The sequence below is a fragment of the Methanolobus vulcani genome (assembly GCF_006546655.1).
Taxonomy (GTDB): domain Archaea; phylum Halobacteriota; class Methanosarcinia; order Methanosarcinales; family Methanosarcinaceae; genus Methanolobus; species Methanolobus vulcani_A.
Genome location: NZ_VIAQ01000006.1, coordinates 64,125 through 82,326, shown reverse-complemented (window position 1 = coordinate 82,326; position 18,202 = coordinate 64,125). Strand labels below are relative to the sequence as shown.

The following is an 18,202-nucleotide window of genomic DNA, read 5'->3' as shown; positions in this document are numbered from 1 at the left end:
CAACAGTGAATTTTATATTTTTAAAAAATATATATTGTATTCTTTCGTTTTAAGAAGGTAACTATGATGAAAAATCCATTATTATCAAATCATTTGTTATTTACATATTGTGTCGTATTGATATTAGTATCATCCTGTTGTACTGCAACAGAAAATGATAATGATATAATTTCTGATCAGAATGGCTCCTCCTCTGGTATTTGTACTGCACCTTTGAATCCTGCATTTGTAGAATATCAGCAGGAAACAGAGGAAGAACAAAATTCAGTCGCGGTAAGCTCAAACGATTTAACTTTTTCAAGTCTAACATTGCCTGTTAGTTCAACAAATGATATGCCTTCTGAAACGTTAGACCATCCTACTGGTCTTATTCCGTCACCTGTAGATCTATCTCATCTCTCTCCCGTAAGCATGGATTCCTTGCTTGCCGATGATACCATCAGGACTTCAGGTCTTGAACTTATGGGATCTGAAGTATCATTCCCGGCACAATATGACCTTCGTGATGTCAATGGTGTCACAGCAGTAAGGAATCAGGGCTATGCCGGAAGCTGCTGGGCACATTCTGCAACAGCTTCCCTCGAATCCTTCCTTCTTCACAACAGATCAGAAACATGGGATTTTTCAGAGAATAATTTAAAGAATGTTCTTTCAAGCAGTTATCCGGATGGATATGACCGTACACACGATGATGGTGGATTTGACCTTTACCCGGCTGCTTATTATACCAGATGGAGTGGTCCAGTAAGAGAATCAGATGATCCATATGATGCTTCATCCGGTGTGTCCCCAGATAACCTTCCAGTTGTAAAGCATGTTCAGGAAATATTAATACTTCCTGGGTTTGAGGGCGATGATCCTCTTTACAAATCAATGTTGATGGAGTATGGAGCTATATCAGTAGCAATGTGGTATGGAGATTCTTATTTTGATTATACTAATAATAGTTATTATTACGATGGTCCGGTTGAATATGCGAACCATGCCATAACTCTGGTTGGTTGGGATGATGATTATGCAGCTTCCAACTTCACTCCAAAAGCTCCGGGAAATGGTGCATTTATTATCAAAAATTCCTGGGGAGATAACTGGGGGGAAGACGGGTATTTTTACCTATCCTATTATGACACAGTTATGGGAAACGATGAAGGCATGGATGGAATTGGAACACGGCCATATCTGGGCAATTTCCTGTACACTGCAGAAGACGTCAACAACTACGATCATATCTATCAGTATGACCCTCTCGGATGGGCGTGTTGTATAGGATACAATAACAGCACTGCATACGGAGCAAACGTGTTCACAGCAAGTTCACACGAGACTCTTGAAGCTGTAAGTTTTTATACCGTGGATTCAAACTCATTTTACAACATTTCTATCTATCTTAATCCGGAATCCGGTCCTGTCAACATTTCCGGTCCGTTGTCTGTTCAAAATGGAACAATTCCTATGGCAGGTTATCATACCATTGATCTTGATACAAATGTTTCACTTAGTGCCGGACAAAATTTTTCTGTTGTTGTACAATTCATGACTCCAAATTATGATTACCCTATAGCTGTAGAGTATCCCATTTACGGTTATAGTAATGCAGATGCAGAACCCGGACAGAGCTATATGAGTTCAGATGGAAATGAGTGGGAGGATGTATCCGTATCGGAGAAGAATATTTGTATCAAAGCTTTCACTACCGAGGAAAGGGGGCCGGAATCAAGTTTTTATGTAGGGTCGAATTATGTCTATGTTAATGAAACTGTGGATTTTAAGGATATAAGTCTCTTTTCTCCGAATACATGGGAATGGGATTTTGGAGATGGTTCGACATCATCAGAGCAGAATCCTTCACATGTTTACACAAGTCCGGGATTCTATGATGTATCTCTGAATGTATCCAACTCATTTGGAAGTAATGTTTCAACAAAGAATTCTGTAATCTATGTAAGTAATTCCACTCTTATCGTTAATAGCAGTGATACTTCTGCTTTTTCAACAATAAACGGGGCTGTTGATCTGGCACAAGATGGCGATACCATATTGGTAGAATCAGGAGTATACAATGAAAGGGTAACGATTACAGAAAACAACGTGACTCTTGTTTCATCGACTGGCAATCCTGCAGATGTCAGGATCATATGTAATGAAGATGGTTATGCTGCCCTTGATATTAATGCAGATAATATTACTATTTTAGGTATTACGGCTTCAAATGGTTATTTTGGGATAGCGCTCTCTTCTTCGCAGGGATGTAACATTTCCAACTGTATTATTAGTGAAAATGACATTGGTTTTCAGATGTTATCTTCTTCATTGGATAATATTTTAAAAAATAATTCGATGTTGAATAATACGATCAATTCCCGATTTGGTTCTCATCCCAATGACGTAGACACGAGTAATACGGTTGATGGAAAGCCAATTTATTACCTTGTAGACGTTTCAGATCTTATCGTCGATGCGAGTTCCAATGCTGGTGTTGTGTATCTGTTTAATTGTTCTAATCTCTCAATAAGGGATTTATATGTAGAAAATAATGCATATGGTCTTTATCTTGAGAACAGCAACAATGTTACAATTTCAAATTGCACATCTGACAGTAATAGTGAGGGCATCTCTTTATATTCATCATACAACAATGTGATAGAGGATTGCAACATAAATAATACTCATTTTGGTGGTCTCAGTTTATTATTTTCATTTAATAATACAATAGAGGGTTGTACAATATCTGATAGTTCTCCTGGTATAGATATGTATGATAGTGCTGATAACCTGATTTATAATAATTATTTCAACAACAGTGACAATACTGATATCTTACTCAGCGGTTTTAATCAATGGAATATCACAAGAACATCAGGCACTAATGTCATCAACGGAAGTTACCTTGGAGGGAATTTCTGGGCAAAGCCGGATGGAACCGGCTGGAGCCAGACCGAATACTCCGTTGGAAATGGATTCTGTGATATATATGAAATTACAGAAGACGGAAACAATACTGACTATCTTCCATTGACCTTGAATAGTGTTCAACCAACTGTTTCAGATGAAAGTTCCAGCAATGATAATGGCGATGGAATTCATGTGAAAATAGCCACACCTACATCATCTACTTCAGGTATAGTTGCAACTGATTCCAGTGTATGTTTCGTTGGTAGAGATGCTGAAGTGGAATATGTATTCACAGATGGGTCCACTCCGGTAAACGAGATAAGTTTTGAGTCTGAAATAAATGAGGGTTATGTTATGGCAAGTGTCAGCCTTCTTGATGGTTTGCCGGAAAGTTCTCCTGCGCCTTCATCAGCAACGGTTTATCAGGGAATGGAAATTCTCCTTGGTGATGAGGAGTTTTCATCTGGAATTGGTGATGCAAAAATATCTTTCTCAGTATCAAAAGAGTGGCTTGAGTCTAATGGATTTGATGAATCTGACATATTCATGGAACACTTCTCAGAAGATGTCTGGGACATACTCCCAACTGTTGTAACAGGTGAAGATGATGAGTACTTCTACTTTGAAGCAACCACTACAGGTTTCTCCCCATTCATGATTTGTGTGGATACTTCAGGAGAAAGCCAGGTTACTGCAGGCTCCTCGTTGGAAAACACATGTGGAGATGCAGTTTCAGAGAATATTGTGCCGGATTCTCCACAGGATTCCGGGCAATCCGGGGATAATCCTGTAAACACATTAACGATTATATCTGGTTTGATAGTGGTTACAGTTCTGGGATTAGTCGTCAAAATGAAGAAACCAGAATAAAATTCTGGGCTCTTCTTTTTTCTTCTTTTTATATTTATCTCCTAGCATAAGGCTGGAATATATTAACCAGAATCTGATTTTACAAGTCTAAAAGAGTTCATTCACAGTATTTGATCTCAGCTTCTTCACCAAAAACAGCTCTTACATTAGAAAGAAGCGTCGATTTAGCCATATCAATATCATCTTTAAGATTATAGAGGCGCTTGCTCTCGGAGTCGATGTCGTTGTTCACATCTTTCATACTTTGACTGTATTTCTCCGCTTCCTTCTCGATATCTTCTTTCTCCTGGTAGATACTAAGATTGTTCAGTTCAGCAAGAAGCTCATCTTTCTCTTCAAGATGCTCTTTCCTGTGTTCTACAAGTGATGAAATTACTTTCTTGTCGTTGAGAACATCTATCTGCTTCAGGGCTTTTTCACACATCTGGTCTTTTAGACCAAGTTCTCCGCTTTCAATACGGTTTGTAAGTTCAGCAAGGAATAAATCGATATCCTGTTCAATTGCAGCAGCAGGCTCTTCTTTTATCGATTTTAGTATTGCCCTGTTCTCAGGTGATAATACACATCTTTCATTATCATCCTGCTTTTCCATTCTTGAAATCGCTTTGGAGAGAGGTGTAAATAATCTCCTTGCTTCCGCTTCGATGCCACTGATATCTGATTCAACAGTTTTTATCTCATCTTTCAGTTGCCGTGCTTTTTCAAATTCCGCACAGTTTTCCAGTTCTGCAAGTCTTGAATCTGCTTTGCTAAGTTTCTCTTTTGCAGCGTCATATCTGGAATGCATTTCCTGTATCTTTTTGGCACTGTTGTCCATTTCCTCTTCTATTCCTTTTACCTCCTCAATACCGGATGCAATTTTGTTCAGGTCTTCAATCTTTTTGATTCCCTGCATAATAGAGGAGTAAAGTTCATCAAGAGCATCCTCAAGTTCAGCAAGACCATTATTTATCTTCTGGTGTTCCTGGGGGTAAAGGGCTTTAATGTACATCAGACTACGACTGGTGTTATCAAGAACAGTTTTAAGGACTGATTTTGCATCATTATAGAATTCGGAGGCATTTAATGGAGAAGTATCTTCCGGGACTTTCAGTTTATCGTTAATAATCTTCAGGTTATTGGCAACATTATCCCTGTTGGAGTCACCAAGCTTTTCTCCGCGTTTGCTGACATTCTCAATGGGTTCAGCAGCCAGCAACTCTTCCTTCAGTTTTTCAAGTTCCTCTAATGCTGTCTTTATTGAAACATAATTGCCATCTACAGCAGGCTTGAGTTTCTCTATCTGTTTTCCAGATTCCTCTGCCACGATTGTAGCAAGTTCCCTGAACTCAAAAACAGCTGAGTGAGATTCTTCTTTTTCCTGCTTTTTTCCAAAAAGCCTTTCAATGAATTTCATCTCTTCATACAGAAAAGGTGATGTAACTTTAAAAGTTTATTGGGCATTCAATTGGAGTAAGAATCAACTCTTTTCTCGTAATATGTATATAGTAATCACATATTATTCTACTAATATTCCATTACAATTGTAAATAATATTATATGTATGTTTGATGGTAAAAATGTTCCAAAAAAAGCAGATGACTAATAATCCCTCCCGACGTGACAATGTACGAAGGGCTCGATTATTTTTTTCCACTATATTCAGGACATTGTTAATAGTTGCAGCCGTGAGTTCTTTACTCAGGGATGATCTGCTTAATCTTTCATTATCTCTCTTTGCACTGATTCTGACATTTTTGCCAACTTTGATTCAAAAGAGATGGGAGATACATTTCCCTTCGTTGTTTGAGATCATGATACTGATTTTCATCTATCTTTCAGTATTCCCTGAGATCATGGGTCCCGTAGTAATGAATCTATGGTGGGGCGATTTCGCATTAAATGCCCTCTCAACAGTAGTTATTGGAGCTATAGCTTTCTCACTCGTATATGTGCTCTTCTGGGAGAAGAAATCACATACGGTTATGACACCTGCCATAATTGCAATGTTCTCTTTATGTCTTTCATTTACAATTGCAACAGTGATGGAAATATCCATTGTAGCACTTGTGAACCTTTTCGGATTTGATGCTCCCCGATATGACATGGGGATTACAGCTCCAAATATGACATCAAATCTTTTTATTGACCTTCTGGTTTCTTTTTTGGTTTCACTTGCAGGATATGTTTATATCCGTCATCAAAAAGGAAATTTGCTTGACAAAATGGTAACCAGTTTTATTGAAAGAAACCCATACTTCTTCAATCAGGCCGATGATACTACAAATCCTTCAAATAAGTTACTGGAACTGATTGCCAGAGGCGAAGGTAACTCCCTGGAGTTCAAATCCACAATGAGGATAAACCTGCATACTTCAAAACCTGACAAACGTATTGAACATGCAGTAGCCAAGACCATAGTGGCCTATCTGAACTCTGATGGTGGCTGCCTGCTTGTGGGAATTTCAGATGATGGCAGCATTCTTGGAATTGAAGCTGATAATTTCCAGAACAATGATAAATTCAACCAGCACTTTTCCAATATAATCGGTCATAATATCGGCAACGAGTACCTTCCATACATAAACTCCGATCTAATCTGGGTCGATGACAAATTCGTGCTGAAGGTTGATTGTACTCCAAGTGACAAGCCAGTCTTCCTGAAAGACGATGGCAAAGAGGAGTTCTATATACGTTCATCTGCAGCAAGTCTGGAAATATCGGGAAGCAAGCTTATAGAGTACATTGACAGCAGGTTCAAAAATAACAATCAATAATATCAGAAAAGGACAATCCTGTCTCTTTCAATACGAACAAGACATCTGTCATCTTCTTTCAGGTTGAGATTCTCAAAGAACTGGTCAGATATCTCAGCTATCATAAGATTGCCGTGTTCTTTTATCTCAAGGGCAAGGGTTTTAGTTGATCCTTTGTTCACTATGCTCTTTACACATGCATTGAACGTATTCTCATTTATGGTAGTTTCATCTGTCTCAGGCAGGATGCGCAGGTTCTCAGGTCTTATGCCCCATGATATCATTTCTTTAACCTGGCATTCAGGTCTTTTTGCAGTTACCTTCAGATTTTCACAACAAATAGTGAGTGTTCCTGCCATCTCATCATCTTTGACTACCGAGGACTCCTCAAATATGTTTGTCACACCCACAAGTTCGGCAACATGACAGTTCTTCGGATGATAGAACACCTCTTCTGGAGTTCCTATTTGCTGAACCTTGCCATCATAGAATACAACAATCTTGTCTGCGATTGTGAAAGCTTCCACATGGTTGTGGGTAATGAAAAGTATGGGAATCTTCAGTTCTCTCTGTATCTCCTTGATCTTCTCCCTGAGTTTCATACGGACAATTCTGTCAAGAGCAGAGAATGGTTCATCCAGTAAAAGTATGTCCGGTTTTGGAGCCAGTGCTCGTGCCAGCGCAACCCTTTGTTTCTGGCCACCTGAAAGTTGAGATGGATAATTGTTCTGCAGTCCCTTGATGTCAAGCATCCGGAGCATCTCATCAACCCTGCTTTCCTTGTCTTTTTCATTCCATCCTTTCAGCCCATAGGCTATGTTCTTTTTCACATCCATATGAGGAAAGAGTGCGTAGTTCTGGAATACGTAACCAAGGCTTCGCTGTTGTACGGGCAGGTTGACTCTTTTGTGACAATCAAAATAGACATTTCCGTTGACAATTATTTTGCCACCATTTGGTTCCAGCAGTCCTGAGATACACTGGAGAGCTGTTGTTTTTCCTGAACCCGAGCGTCCGAAAAACACTGCCAGTTCATCACCAACCTCAAACTGGGCATCAAGTGTGAAAGCGGCTTCGATGCCTTTTCTTTTATCACTTTTTTTACGATAATACCTTTTTCTGAAATCCGCTTTAATGCCCATGATGTCACCTCATATCTTCCAGCTGTTTACAACCTTTGCAGTTATGGCCATTGAAAGCAGGGACATTACTATCAGTATGATAACCAGCATATTGGCAAGCTCATTATTTCCTGCCTGGAATGCGCTGTATATTGAAATTGACATTGTGTTAGTTCTTCCGGGAATGTTTCCGGCAAACATAAGTGTTGCACCGAATTCACCCACTGCCCTTGCAAAACTGAGGACAATTCCTGCAAGTATTCCTTTCTTTGCAAGTGGAAGTGTGATGAAAAGCGCAGTATCAAGTTCTTTTCTTCCAAGGGTGAAAGCCGCATATTCATATTCCCTGTCCACTGCTTCAATGGCTGCAGTGGTGGTTTTGACCATTAGCGGCAGGGACACAACAAAAGCTGCAATTACCGCTGCCTGCCAGGTGAATACTATACTCCATCCTGTTAAATCGTAAAGTATGCTCCCAAGTACTCCCTTTTTCCCAAGCAACACTACCAGAAGGTAACCTGTTACTGTAGGTGGGAGTACAAGGGGCAAGGTTACAAGAATGTCGGCCAGCCATTTCCCGCGAAAATCACGTCTTGCAAGTATGTATGATATCACCATTCCTATGATTGCCACAATTAATGTGGACAGGCCGGCGATTTTAAGTGTGATCAACAGGGGAAATCCAATCTGGTCGAACATTATCTATTTTCCTTTTAAGCTGTGAATCCGTAGGACTCGAGGATTGACATTCCTTCTTCAGATGTGACAAAGTCAACAAAGGTCTGTGCTTGCGTTTCGTGCTCAGATCCTGCAACTACTGCAATCGGATAGCTGATAGGGGTTACAGTTGGAATGGTTGCCTTTACTTCAATTGTTCCTTCATCTGCTGTTGCTGCATCTGTGCTGTAGACAAATCCGGCATCAACCTCTCCTCTTTCAACATATACGAGCACCTGCTTTACATCATCTGCAAGCAATGTTTTGGATTCAAGTTCATCCCAGAGACCTGCTTCTTCAAGTGCTTCGACTGTGTATTTTCCAACAGGGGCTGTTTCCGGGTTTCCAATACTTATTGTCTCAACATCATCTGAAAGGAGGTCTTCAGCTTCTGTTATTTCCAGTTCACTGTCAACCGGTGTTATCAGTACAACTGTGTTTGCTGCGAAGTCCTTTCTTGAGTCTTCAACTATTAAGGACTGGTTGCTTAATATATTCATATGGCTCTGTGATGCTGATGCAAACACGTCAATTGGTGCTCCACCTTCGATCTGCATCCTGAGTGTTCCTGAACCTGCAAAGTTATAGTTTACATCGATATCAGGATTCTCTTCTTCAAAAACGGTTTCAAGTTCTGTGAATGCTTCTGTAAGACTCGCTGCTGCAGATACCGTAATGGTTGTTACTTCACCTGAACCACTATCGGTATTTACGTCAGTCTCTACATCTTCACCTGTTGTACTGGTATCAGTACAGCCGCTTACAAATACCACAAGCGCAAGTATGGCTGCAATAGCCAGAATTAGTTTTTTGTTAAATGTCATAATTACTACCTTCCTGAATGCAGTCAGCGGACTTAACGTAAAATATGCATTAAATATGCGTTATGTTCTTGACCACATAACGCTAACTTCCTCATTCTGATATAAGTAATTTTCCTGATAGTGATACTGTTAAGTTAAGGAGTATTTCAAATGGATATAAGGATTTGGTTATAGAATGGTGAATTTTGTATCATTAATTAAACATTATAAAAAAAGATGGCAACTAAGATAAGCTAAAAGAAATTATTAAATCAAATTATGGGATATATTTTGTTATGTCTACTTCTAAAGAGCATGGGTCAGTTCAAGGTTTTGAGTCATCCAATGACGTTTTAGATAAGGCAAAATATGATTTTAAAAGACATTGTGAAGATAATGAGATATATAGTTTCATGGATTGCTTATTATCTTTAAACGCACTACCCGATTGGATTGCAAAAGATGCCAGTATATCTACTGAATCAAAGGCTGAGAACAAGAAAATTAAAGAATATATAGAGAATGACAACACCATAGGTACGATTTCATCAATTGAAGAGAAAATGCGCCTTGTTCGTCTTATATGCAATCACTCAAAACACGGTGCAAAAAAATGTTTTCCAAAAGTAAAATGTATTAATGGTTCATCGTTTCCAATGAATTTTCCTATCATTTTTGGAACATTTGTAGCACTTGGAGATGATGAAAAAGATATGCGACCAATTGTATCTGATATTATTGATTTTTTTGAGTCGCTATTTTGTAATTAATTAGTGATAAAACGGCAAGGGAGGGATTCGAACCCCCCCTAGTATCCAAAGAACATATTTTCTGATTGCATCATTAAACCAACAACACTGGAAAGTTATTTTTTCCATGCTTGCCCTGAGGATACTTTCCAATGTTATGCTTGTCACCATTCTTGTTCTTAGTTTAATCGAAACTTCTAACTTCATTTTTATCACCATTACCATTGACAAGCAAATAGCAACCGAAGTAATAACTGAAGTTGTCGGGTTCAATAATGCAATCATTACTAAACATGCCATTATGTTAGAAAATGAATGATTCTAATCACATATATTTTTAATCCAGCATTCAATTTTTTAATCATCTAAGTCATCGAACTTGGTCAATCCTTTAACAGCATCCAATTTCTCACGCAGCTTATTTTCCCATTCTGCATACTCTAAAATACCCTTTTCTTCCAACAATTCAACAAGGGATGTTATCATCTTATCCAAGGTGGTAAATTTATCATCTGTTCTACGTTAATTTTGATACACGAAGCATTAGTTAAATCAAAAGGACTGGAAACCTTTCTTTACACTTTCCAGTCCTTTTTGATTTAATCTATGAATAATTTCCAAGTTCGCTTTCTATAACTTAACCATGTAGATTAAAAATGTATCTTAAAAAAGAGAGTAGCAGCACAAAAGCTGCCAAAACAAAATAATTATTCTTCCACAACAGTGACTTTGTTCATCTTGTCTCTTGCCTTGATCTTGTTGACGACATCCTGACCTTCGATTACCTGACCGAAGACGGTGTGTACGCCATCAAGGTGTGGCTGTGGAGAGTGTGTGATGAAGAACTGGCTTCCACCGGTGTCCTTACCTGCGTGTGCCATTGAAAGTGCACCGGTTCCGTGTTTTCGTGGGTTGCCCTTTGTTTCACACTTAATTGAGTATCCTGGTCCGCCGGTTCCATCTCCTCTTGGGCACCCTCCCTGAATAACGAAGTTTGGAATCACTCTGTGGAAAGCAAGTCCGTCATAGAATCCTTCCTTAATGAGTTTCTCAAAGTTTGCAACGGTCTTTGGTGCGTCCTTCTCGAACAATTCAAGGACAATATTTCCTTTATCGGTCTCGATGATTGCTTTCTTCATGAATTTCACCTTATGGGATTTCTTAATGGTCGGGGTTGATTTAAGGATTTCTATGCAGCTAACTTTCACTTAATTCAACATCACTTCAAGCTCGTTAAGCGTGATGTGCAGATAATTGAGGATTGCTCCTCCAGAGTCATAATCCAGAGTATATGTGGAATCATCGAATTCAATTTTATCGTTGCCTTTTTGGACCACTGAGCACTTAATAGTACCGTCCTGAGCAATGAGTCTCAGATAATGCTGAGTAATGTTATTCAGTGACTGAGTACTGTTTGCGTTACCATATGATATATTTATGTTCGGTGCCGGTGAAAGTGAGCTCCCAGAACCCCAGGAAGAGGCTGTTTCAATGCTGTCGTAATCCATCAGGTAAGAATCATTGAGGAAATCTATCGTAGTATTTGCATTTTTTATATTACCATCCTTGAATGAATTAACTATAAAAATACAGGTGGAATTAGTTTCCCATACTTCACTTAATCCGGCCGAGCTATCAGTATATTCTATCGCATAAGAAGTATCAACATTATTGTTTTTATCCAGTATTACATTATCACCATCCTTATTGAAGCTATATACAAGGGTTTTCGTTCCTGATGTAACTGTCAGCTTTAGCCCCGAGCTCTTAAAGAAGTCGGCACTATCATCAGTATACAAATAAAACGAAAAATTATAGAATGGTTCGGGGTTGGAATAGTTCACAGCTGGAATCTCAAAATCCATCATGGGAAACGTTCCCATTTCTGGTTCCGTATCCATTTCAATAATTGTGGTGTTATTCTCATGATCCAGAGTTGCAGTAGTGGACGTAAGGGTTTCTGCATATTTTGCCCATCCATCATAAAAATCACTATTGATATATATCAGGATTTTATTAGCAACAATAGGATTTATGAAATTCGCATTCGTGCTGGTATTGGGGTAGAGTATGACAGGTGTATTTGAAGATTTTATAGCTATATCAACATTAGAGCTTCCTGTAACGGAGTCATTACCGATCACTTTCACAATAGGCAGGGTCAAAGTTTCACCATTATAGTGGAATTCCGGAGGTGAAGTCATAATCGTACCTCCATCTGGATATCTTGACCAAACACCCCCTCCTTCATATGCTATCACTCTGTCATCCAGATAGTATCTCACTGATCCCATGGAAGCATTCAATCCTGCGAAATCGGAATAGTTATTCTCATAGTTCTCCCATGCGCCCCACACTTCATGTTCTGAGTAGAAATTAGTGTACCAGGGTGAGCTGGAGTTCAAAAACACGATCTCCATCCTGCTCTCATTATAGGAATCATTGTTGCCATATACTTCTATATTTTCTCCCATAAGGGAAACTGAGGTTGTCTGAAGGGGAGATTCACCAAGTGATGCTTTACTAGTTCTTGAATCAAGCACGGTAAATGCCTGCTCAATCTTCTGGGTTTTGGCCATATCTTGTGTTTCACTTATAATAGGAGCAGTGTACAGTATCATTAGACCTATAGACAACAAAGTAATAGTAAGTATTATTGAAATACCGATGACCGATGACACCGCCATATTACTTTTCCATATATTTTTCAAGACCTTCACCTTCTCTGACCTACTAGTCTATTGTAATTTTCATGGGTGAATAAATTACATAGACATCAACATTGGGATGGTAAATTTTACTACAGTTCACAGTTCGATTGTTACTATCTTCCATAATGATTGGCATCTGCAGGGTTTCATTAAGGTATCGACCCCATGCTTCATAGTAATCGCTTGTGACAGATAGGTTAATCATTGAGACATTTTCATATTTGTATACATTTTTACTGGTTGCGTCTGCAGTCACTCTTACAAGGCCGGAGCCGGATAGCGAATCACTTCCATATATAGAAGAAATGGGTATTACCATGACATTGTTTGCGTAGGTGATACGTGGCTCAGATATCATCACTGCTCCACCATCTTCATATTTTGCCCATACGCCAGTATTTTCATAAGAAATGCTTGTATCTCGATAACTGTTCTCTATCCTTTTTATTTTATATGCATCTGTAGGCTCCATTTCAGTAGCATTTGAGGTAGAATTCCACACCTGTAGATCAATGATTATTTCATTATCGCCTGAGATAGATAGCTCTCCTCCATACATTTTCAGCTCAACGGATTGGGAAGGAGCGTTTCCGAACACCACTTTGTTCATGTTCAGTGCAAGAACCTGAAAACTCTGTTCCATGTTCTCTGTATGCTGTGTTTCCTGCATATGTTTTAGCATAGGTACGCCAGCTACAGTAATGATGGCGGTTGCAAGAAGTATGATTCCCAGGATGATGCTATAGTCCACCATTTCGGAAACAGCACCATCATCTTTCGTTATACTATGTTTCATGCAACTCTCCTTTAATATACTTCAATCATGTTAGATGCAGGATCATAATGCAATACAAAATCATTTGAGCCACTGAACAATTTTACAGATGTAACTTCTATTTCATGTACTTGATATGGCACTTTCACGCGTGTAGCGTCTTTCCCATGTGATTCAAATATGATCTCTTTTGTTTGATTTGATATTTCCATAGAATATTGCTGGCCTGCGATTTCAGTGGGAAGCAGCAGTTTGAAATCAAAACTTCCAACCTCTCCGCCTGCACTCTTGGTGATCTGCACCGCAGTGTCAATATTGGATAACTGTAAAGCTATATCGTTCCCATGTATCTCGAACTCATCTCTCATGATGGTCTGCTCTGCCCTGTCCATCATGGTATAGAACGAACTGATGACAACCATCATTGTTATCAAGGTTATTGAAAGGGTCAATATGAAGCCTACAGATATGGACACAGCTCTTTCATCATCTTTGAAAGGAAGCATTATACATGCCCCCTGGGAAGAATGATTGGTATTGTCACATTGATTTCAAGATGATCATTCTTATTCAGCTTTATTGTACTGTTGACAACTTCCACTCTTTCAATATAGAATGGGTCACCGTTCGTAAGATTCCCTTTCAGACAGAAGGTTCCCATAGCTTGGCTTCCGTTTATAAAAGTGATTGAATATTTCTGTCCTGTTACATTGTCTGGGAAACAGAATGGAGTGACGGGCAAGCCATCAATCTGATTGCCAGTTATATTTATAAATCCAGTACTATTACTACTAGTATAATTCCCAATGATTGTTGACTGATTAGAAACATTGAGAGCTATAGTTCCATTTGAATTGAATACACTGGCTGACCAGATTGTTCCTGACTGGTTATTGACTTCAATTACAAACTTGTTTGACTTGTTTCCTAAAATCGATTTATTTAGTTTGTCTAGTAAGAAAGAATCAGTGTTATTCACTCTTTCAATGACAATCCAGTCATCATTTCCATCAGCAAGTCCGTTTTCAGTAAAATAAGCATCCTGCATCGGGCCAGTATCCAGAGTGAATATGAATCCAGAAAGCGAATAACTTTTCACCATTCTTTCCGAGTAATCTGCCATATAGGCATTGAATGCAGTATCATTGTATGGTTGGCCTGAATTTGCATAGGCTTTCTCATAGGCTTCAATGGTAGTATCAACAACATTTGAGTAATCAAAGACATTTGTTTCTATGCTGGACTCTGATGCAGTGTTACTGGCATAGATAATGTTGTTGAGCATTACGGTAAGAACCACTATCCCTATGCCTATTATAAAACCAGCGATCAATATCATCTGCCCGTGTTCATCCAGTCTTTTCATTTGATCGCCTCTTACATTCTCCATAGTGTCATTTTCACATCTATGAGATTATAGAAATCGGTACTTGTATCTGCATCCTGTATGCCTGTAGTTGATTGGAATACAGAACTATCTGACATGTCTGAATTTGATAATAGAACTCTTCTGGAGATTGTTACTGCATTATCAGAAGGTTCACCGCTGTAGATATATGCAAGAGTTACTACGGATTCGGAATCACTGATGTATGTAAATTCAACATTATGTGCGATACCTTTTGGTACGATAACAGATCCCAGAATCTCAGCAGTATTGCTATTTAGTGTATTGTTCTGTTCTGAGCAATAGGCTGTTGAATTCCAGGTATATTCCTCTCTGTTCCAGTTCAATATATCCTCTTTAAGGCTTGAGTTCTGTCCCTGAGAAGTATGGTCAAGCACAGTCAGTATATCCTGTCCAATTGTCTGTAGCTGTGCTTCTATGTGTGCATTTGCAGTTGATGATGTAAGGGGAGTAAGGGATGTTGCCTGAACTGTGAAGATGATTACTCCCGTTATAATTATAACTACTATCAGGGCTTCAAGTGTATGCAACTGTGCAGAAATCTCTGCTCTAAGCGATCTGTTAATTCTGCGACTTATTTTACCACACCCTCACAGCTAGTATTCCAAGGGTTTCATCCCCTGTATCATCATTCCGGACAATAACTATCCTTTTAGTCTGTCCTACATTTCCCTGTACTGGCAGGGTCTTGCCAGTAGAATAGTCAAGTGACATTGGCCCTGTGCCAATATTCTCTAACGTTACATTGAGTTCATAACGCAGGTATGAACTATTCATTCCATGGTAGTCGATTATACTCTCATAATCTCCACTATTATTAAAAAAATCATCAACTTTTGTACTGCTAAGCATATTTGGTGTACGTATGCTTTCAGCACTCATATTCTGTTCAATGAGATTCGTCGCTATTCTGTCAGCTATTAGTGTCACTTCATCCGAATTCGACTGGAAAGGGGTGAAAAGCCCTGCAGTGTATGAAAACACAAAAATTATACTTGTCAGGAAAATAGCGATGCCTATTAGGTAATCTATGTGCATCTGCCCATGATCGTCTCTCATAATTCCACAGAATATATAAGCCATTTATTATATAAAAGGATGATTGTAAATTGGTTGCATCCTGTTTTTAGTTCAATGTTGCAGTAAGGTCATTGCGGGTTACGTGCAGATATGTGATGACAGCTCCTCCTCCATCATATGTTAGGGTGTAGCTGGATCCCTCAACATCAAGTTTCGTATTCTTCTTTTGGCTCCAGGTACATCTGACACTTCCATCTTCTGCCATGAGTTTGAAGTAGTGTTGGGTTATGTTGTTCAGTGACTGTATATCCCCATCGTTGATTACGATATCCGGTGGCATTGTTGTGGAACCTGTCACATTCCAGGAAAACTCCGTTCCGTCATGATCATTATATTCCAGAAGATAGGTATTACTGAGAAGGTCAAAGGTACTATTAGCCTCTTTTTTCTTGGAAGGATCTATATTTATAGGGAATGAACTATTGGAGTCTCCTGATATACTGACCCAGGTTTCTTCATCAGTACCAACGGAAGAGTCTGTGTACTTTATGTGTTCGATGACATTCTTCTTGATTTCATATTCAAGGTATTTCGTTCCTGAAGATGCGGTGACATAAGTTTCAACCGCATTGAAATTTGATGCATCATGTGATATTGCTTCAAAGTAATATGCGAAATCAGTTATTGGTTCAGCATTGGACTCATTCAGCTGCACAATTCGGAAATTAGAGTCCAGTGTTTGTGTTCCCATGTCAGGTAATGTATCTAGTTCCACAATCGCTGTTTTGTTTGCATGGTCCAAGGCAATATTTGTTGAAACCAGTGTTTCTGCATAGTCTGCCCATGCATCGTAGAACTCGCTTTTTATGTAGATAAGCACTTTATCCACTTCCACGGGATTGATTCTATTGGGGTCTGCTGCAGGGTCCGGATATAATACCACTGGCATATTACTGGAACTTATCGTCACGTCTACATCGGTTGTTCCGCTGGAAGTTTCAGTTCCTGTTATCGTCATGATGGGCAGTGTGACTGTTTCTCCGTTATAATGGAACTCTGGAGGGGATATCATAATGGCATTTCCAGTGGGGTACTTTGACCATATACCTCCACCTTCATAACCAATGATACGTTCATCTTTGGTGTATGTGATACTGCCCATGGATGCATTGAACTCGCTCATTCCTGATTTTCCAAGATGAGGTGCCCATGCTTCCCACGTATACATATTCGTTTCAAAATCATCGAACCATGTAGCATTTGTGTCAGCACAGATAACAACTATCCTGCTGTCATTGTATGAATCATTGCCTCCGTTTACTTCCATACTTCCATCACTGATGGAAAACGATGTTGTCTGGCTTGGTGATTCTCCCAGAGCTACCTTGCTTGTTCTTGAATCAAAAACTGTAAATGCCTGCTCCACACCCTGGGCGTTTGCCATATCCTGCATGTCATCAAGGGTAGGCATTGCGTAAAGTAGTATCACACTTATGGATGTAATGGTGAGTGCAAGGACAATGATCATTCCGACCACTGCAGAAACGGCATTTTCTGATTCAAGCAGCTTTTTCATAGTTCATCACATCTTTTTATTCTAATGTTGCAGTAATGGGTGAAATGGAAATAAGGACCTCAATGTTCGGATTGTAGGTTCTGCTTGCAGTGAATGTGTTGTTGGTTGTATCAACATCTGTTATCTGCATTCCTATCGATTCGTTAAGGAAGCTTTCCCATCCTGTATAATAATCACTTTTCATGGTAATGTTTACCTGTGACACGTTCTCGAACCTTTCAAGTGACAATTGTCCGCTTTCAGATATTACTCTGATAAGACCTGATCCCGAAATCCCTTCGGTGCCTGTAATAGGGACTATTGGTATCAAAAGTGTGTTCTGATTATAGCTGATGTCAGGTTTTGAGATGGCTACAGCATTTCCCTGAGGGTATTTTACCCATGCTCCGGTATTCTCATAGGCTATGGAGGTCTCTTCATATTCGTTCTCTATCATCCTCAGATTGTTCTCAACAGATACGGTTTCTATTGACGATGAGGATTCATTCCATGCCTGCATGCTGACGATAATATAACTATCACCTGTAATCGCAACTCGTCCGCCGTACATTTTCAGTTCCACTGATTGCGAAGGTGCTTTGCCGTATACTACTTTGTTCATATTCGGTTTAAGGACAGAGAAACTTTGTTCGATATTTTGGAGGTGTCCGCTTTCCTGCATATGCTCAAGCATCGGATAACCTGCAATTCCAATGACTGCCAGAGCTAAAAGCATCACTCCAAGGGTAATTACAAAATCGACCACCTCGGTAAGTGCTTCCTCGGATGAACCGATACCTTTGTTTCTGTTCTCTCTGGCTGTCATATCTATCATTTATATTATCG

18 protein-coding genes are annotated in these 18,202 nt (G+C 39.2%); 4 read left to right on the top strand and 14 right to left on the bottom strand.

All coding sequences use genetic code 11. The features are described from left to right. Positions 1-63: 63 nt before the first annotated feature. Positions 64-3,762 (top strand): lectin like domain-containing protein, encoded by a 3,699-nt coding sequence (locus FKV42_RS00920; protein WP_154808365.1) that lies wholly within the window; start codon positions 64-66, stop codon positions 3,760-3,762. Between the two features lie 97 nt (positions 3,763-3,859). On the opposite strand, the gene FKV42_RS00915 is transcribed toward FKV42_RS00920, so the two are convergent. After that, on the bottom strand, positions 3,860-5,158 hold the full coding sequence (locus tag FKV42_RS00915; protein ID WP_154808364.1) for a hypothetical protein: 1,299 nt from the start codon (positions 5,156-5,158) through the stop codon (positions 3,860-3,862). A gap of 163 nt (positions 5,159-5,321) precedes the next feature. On the opposite strand from FKV42_RS00915, the gene FKV42_RS00910 reads away from it, so the two are divergent. After that, complete coding sequence (locus FKV42_RS00910; RefSeq protein WP_196214002.1) at positions 5,322-6,518, top strand: AlbA family DNA-binding domain-containing protein; 1,197 nt, start codon at positions 5,322-5,324, stop codon at positions 6,516-6,518. 2 nt (positions 6,519-6,520) lie between these two features. Here FKV42_RS00910 and FKV42_RS00905 read toward each other — a convergent pair whose 3' ends face one another. From FKV42_RS00905 to modA, 3 genes are read right to left on the bottom strand one after another with little or no spacing between them, the layout of a single operon-like run. Then, complete coding sequence (locus FKV42_RS00905; protein WP_154808362.1) at positions 6,521-7,639, bottom strand: ABC transporter ATP-binding protein; 1,119 nt, start codon at positions 7,637-7,639, stop codon at positions 6,521-6,523. Between the two features lie 9 nt (positions 7,640-7,648). After that, positions 7,649-8,317: a molybdate ABC transporter permease subunit gene (gene modB / locus FKV42_RS00900; RefSeq protein ID WP_154808361.1), complete on the bottom strand. Its 669-nt coding sequence runs from the start codon at positions 8,315-8,317 to the stop codon at positions 7,649-7,651. Between the two features lie 14 nt (positions 8,318-8,331). Then, positions 8,332-9,159: a molybdate ABC transporter substrate-binding protein gene (modA, locus tag FKV42_RS00895; RefSeq protein ID WP_154808360.1), complete on the bottom strand. Its 828-nt coding sequence runs from the start codon at positions 9,157-9,159 to the stop codon at positions 8,332-8,334. Between the two features lie 275 nt (positions 9,160-9,434). Here modA and FKV42_RS00890 point away from each other — a divergent pair, with 275 nt between their 5' ends. Further along, a complete protein-coding gene (locus FKV42_RS00890; RefSeq protein WP_154808359.1) occupies positions 9,435-9,908 on the top strand; it encodes a hypothetical protein in 474 nt (157 codons plus the stop codon). 106 nt (positions 9,909-10,014) lie between these two features. Continuing rightward, positions 10,015-10,206 carry a hypothetical protein gene (locus FKV42_RS00885; protein ID WP_154808358.1) on the top strand — a complete coding sequence of 64 codons (192 nt, stop codon included), beginning with the start codon at positions 10,015-10,017 and terminating at the stop codon, positions 10,204-10,206. A 38-nt stretch (positions 10,207-10,244) separates the two neighbouring features. Here the strand turns inward: FKV42_RS00885 and FKV42_RS00880 are convergent, their stop codons facing one another. The 10 genes from FKV42_RS00880 to FKV42_RS00835 all read right to left on the bottom strand — a co-directional run bounded on the left by FKV42_RS00880 (position 10,245) and on the right by FKV42_RS00835 (position 18,191). Then, positions 10,245-10,382, bottom strand: coding sequence for a hypothetical protein (locus tag FKV42_RS00880; protein WP_154808357.1), 138 nt, complete (start codon positions 10,380-10,382; stop codon positions 10,245-10,247). A gap of 212 nt (positions 10,383-10,594) precedes the next feature. Beyond that, positions 10,595-11,026: a peptidylprolyl isomerase gene (locus tag FKV42_RS00875; RefSeq protein WP_154808356.1), complete on the bottom strand. Its 432-nt coding sequence runs from the start codon at positions 11,024-11,026 to the stop codon at positions 10,595-10,597. Between the two features lie 69 nt (positions 11,027-11,095). Beyond that, complete coding sequence (locus FKV42_RS00870; RefSeq protein WP_154808355.1) at positions 11,096-12,598, bottom strand: DUF7289 family protein; 1,503 nt, start codon at positions 12,596-12,598, stop codon at positions 11,096-11,098. Positions 12,599-12,620: 22 nt separating this feature from the next. After that, complete coding sequence (locus FKV42_RS00865) at positions 12,621-13,394, bottom strand: DUF7289 family protein (protein WP_154808354.1); 774 nt, start codon at positions 13,392-13,394, stop codon at positions 12,621-12,623. A gap of 11 nt (positions 13,395-13,405) precedes the next feature. Continuing rightward, on the bottom strand, positions 13,406-13,879 hold the full coding sequence (locus FKV42_RS00860; protein WP_154808353.1) for a DUF7266 family protein: 474 nt from the start codon (positions 13,877-13,879) through the stop codon (positions 13,406-13,408). After that, positions 13,879-14,739, bottom strand: a complete 861-nt coding sequence (locus FKV42_RS00855; protein ID WP_154808352.1) for a hypothetical protein — start codon at positions 14,737-14,739, stop codon at positions 13,879-13,881. Before FKV42_RS00855 ends, FKV42_RS00860 begins: the two co-directional genes overlap by 1 nt. An 11-nt stretch (positions 14,740-14,750) precedes the next feature. Next, on the bottom strand, positions 14,751-15,311 hold the full coding sequence (locus FKV42_RS00850) for a DUF7288 family protein (protein WP_230375373.1): 561 nt from the start codon (positions 15,309-15,311) through the stop codon (positions 14,751-14,753). 49 nt (positions 15,312-15,360) lie between these two features. Further along, a complete protein-coding gene (locus FKV42_RS00845; RefSeq protein ID WP_154808350.1) occupies positions 15,361-15,840 on the bottom strand; it encodes a DUF7287 family protein in 480 nt (159 codons plus the stop codon). Between the two features lie 67 nt (positions 15,841-15,907). Continuing rightward, positions 15,908-17,377, bottom strand: a complete 1,470-nt coding sequence (locus FKV42_RS00840; protein ID WP_154808349.1) for a DUF7289 family protein — start codon at positions 17,375-17,377, stop codon at positions 15,908-15,910. Between the two features lie 16 nt (positions 17,378-17,393). After that, positions 17,394-18,191 (bottom strand): DUF7289 family protein, encoded by a 798-nt coding sequence (locus FKV42_RS00835; RefSeq protein ID WP_230375371.1) that lies wholly within the window; start codon positions 18,189-18,191, stop codon positions 17,394-17,396. Between the last annotated feature and the right edge of the window lie 11 nt (positions 18,192-18,202).